The 2,521-nt window shown below is 64.3% G+C and carries 5 protein-coding genes; 4 read left to right on the top strand and 1 reads right to left on the bottom strand.

Annotated elements, in window-relative coordinates; translation table 11 throughout:
* The 4 genes from AC1DVI_RS32175 to AC1DVI_RS32160 all read left to right on the top strand — a co-directional run.
* Positions 1–187: hypothetical protein (locus AC1DVI_RS32175; protein WP_476961438.1), on the top strand; the 187-nt coding region annotated here is incomplete at its 5' end.
* Between the two features lie 13 nt (positions 188–200).
* Positions 201–551 (top strand): hypothetical protein, encoded by a 351-nt coding sequence (locus AC1DVI_RS32170; protein ID WP_476961437.1) that lies wholly within the window; start codon positions 201–203, stop codon positions 549–551.
* Between the two features lie 112 nt (positions 552–663).
* Complete coding sequence (locus AC1DVI_RS32165) at positions 664–1,185, top strand: hypothetical protein (protein WP_476961436.1); 522 nt, start codon at positions 664–666, stop codon at positions 1,183–1,185.
* 60 nt (positions 1,186–1,245) lie between these two features.
* Positions 1,246–1,791, top strand: a complete 546-nt coding sequence (locus AC1DVI_RS32160; protein ID WP_476961435.1) for a hypothetical protein — start codon at positions 1,246–1,248, stop codon at positions 1,789–1,791.
* Between the two features lie 235 nt (positions 1,792–2,026).
* Here AC1DVI_RS32160 and AC1DVI_RS32155 read toward each other — a convergent pair.
* Positions 2,027–2,521, bottom strand: a 495-nt coding sequence (locus AC1DVI_RS32155; RefSeq protein ID WP_459198168.1) for a lysozyme family protein, incomplete at its 5' end; no start/stop codon positions are given.

Genomic DNA, 2,521 nt, shown 5'->3' with positions numbered 1-2,521 from the left:
GGAATCCTACTGGAACGGCGCTGCTCTGACAATCAACATATTGATTCAACCTTATGTGGCTTTATCGCCTAGGCTGTTCCCGCGTATCGGGCAAGTGACTGATTTATATATAGAGCAATTTTATTACCTTTGCATTCCCGGTAGTGACGCTGGGTTTTGGATCGTCGAAGACGGTGAGCAGGTATGAAGAGGAGAGCGCTATGCATTGTCTGCAAGAAAATGTTCAATCGACCAAGACGGTCGAGCCTGTCTTATCATCTATGGAGCCGTACTTTCAGATATCCATGAAGGATATTGCGGATCGCGAAGGCGTTTCCCTCCGCGATTTGGTGGACTGCATCGAGCGGCGCTGTCTCAGCCGGTCAGCGGGGGGCAAGGGTTTTCGGAAGAACCCAGTGGCCTCGGTGATCCGCGCCTTTGTCGTCACCTACTTTCGACAAGCAGCGCGCGATCCAGCGCTGGTCGAAGGGCAGGGGCACGATCTTGTTGACCATGCCCTGAATGACGCCTTTCCACGCGCCCTCGTAGCTCCCGGCACCGGTCCTGCGTGATCGATGCGGATGACAGGTGCTCGAAGGTGACGAATGCCATTCCCTATGCTGGTCCGTCAGGTGGATGAAAGAAACGGCGCAGCATGAAACGGGAAGCGAAGGAGTGGGCACCATGCCGATGAACGCATCCCCGAACGCCTTCCAGGTCCCTTACGAGCACGCGCCGGACCCTGGCGCGGGTCATCCACCGGACGCCAACCCCGTGGTGGCCGAAATCCTCAGCTTCCTACTTCAAATGGGTCGGGCCATGCCTGCCGAGATCCAGGCGGCGGCCGACGAACTCGGCATGGGGCGGGCTCCGGACGCCGGCGACGGTGCGCTCCTTCAAGCGATCATGGAATCAGCCCAGGCCTTCTCCGCGACGTTGCGCGCGACGCCTTCGGCCGGCGTCTGGATGACCCGCGCGCAGATGCTCCAGTCCGTCCGCTCGCTATTCGCCGCATTGCGCGCAGCTCCGCGTCCAGACATCGAGGCGGCGCGCGTCCACTTCGGATCAGCACCGGAAGAGGCGTTCACGGACGCGGAGCATGCCGTCGCGCAGGCGGCGCATGCCGCGGCGGTGACCATCTGTCTTGGCGCCCTGGCCCGGCTTGCCGCACGTCATGGCGAGCCCACGCCGAGGCCGGATGCCTGATTTCCCTGCCGCAGGGGCGCGCCACCGAAGACAAGCCACGAATGAGAAGCGAGGCGTACCATGGACGATCAACCGGCACGGCACTCGACACCGAGGATCAGGGTGCTGTCCGCCGCCGACAAGGCGCTGCTGCTGGACTATCTACGGTCCGTCGCCCGGGACGAGCGACCCTGTCCCGGTGTGGCGACGCTTGCGGACGTCGTCGGTTGCGGCGAAACCCCGGTCGTGCGTTTCCTGCAAAGCCTCGAAGACGACGGCACCATTAAGGTCGAACGCCGAACAGGCGGGAGGCGCCGCTTGCGCATCGACGCTTGCTGGACCGCATGGAGTGGCGGGCGGATGCGTCGTGCCGCGTCCGTCAAGGCACCGGTGTCTGATGGAATCGTCGATCAGGCGCGCCGCCACTTGATGAGCCGCGATCACACCATCGTCGGCGCCGGTCCTGGGCTGTTCAAGATCAACGGCCGTGTCCGTTCGCTGCTGGAAATGCTGGAGATGGCCAACCGCTCGCTCATGAATCTTGGGCGGTCACCTCTCGACGGCACAGCCCCTTGCGGCACCGGTGTCCATCCGTCACCCGTCCAGCCGCCGATGGTAGAGCGATGATCGCTTCGGTACCGGATGCGCTCGAAAAGCAATTCGGCCTGCCATGCTACCGGCGGACCGGCGTCACGGTCGATTGGCCTCCTCTGCCGGGTGAGCGTTGTCCGAAGTGCGGCATGCTCGTGGCTCATCTTCCCGGTATCGCACGCCCCTGCGAATTGACCGCGGAGGAATGGTGGGCGTCGGGCCGAGCCCGGCGGAGCGCCGTCAATGAGGATCGCCGGCTCGAAAGCCCCGCTTAACGGGCCGCACCGGACGTGGTCCCGTCGGCTCGTGCTGCGGGAACGGCCGCGTCCCCGAACAGCTGCCGGCGTCTCCGCTCCAGCAGATCCTGATAGGCTTCCTTGATCCCTGGCGTGGCGCTGTTGTAGCGGCCGAGGGCGTCGTGCCGGTCGCCTTTGGCCGCCCGCCGCTTCTCGACGAGCAGCCAGCCGGCGACATGCGCGTTCAGGCACCCGTCGTTCGTCACCCGGCGCATGGCCTCCTCCGGTGTCGTGCCGAAGAGCTTGGCGAGGGCTGGGCCGTTCCCGGTGTTGATCTGGAACGGTCCACAGTCCCACGACGTGATCTTCCCGGTCTTCCGGTCCTTGTTGGGAACGCACTCGCCGACGCGGCCGCGCTCGGCGCCAAAGAGCGTGTAGAGGTCCTGCTCCACCAGGGAAGGGGGATCGCCGAGCAGCGGCGCGTAGGTGAATGCAACGGCGGCAATGCAGGCGGCGGTCAAGGGCACCAT

The sequence above is a fragment of the Azospirillum sp. P4_B5 genome (assembly GCF_056402275.1).
The sequence above is the reverse complement of the archived record's forward strand: the minus strand, read 5'-3'. Positions and strand labels throughout refer to the sequence as shown.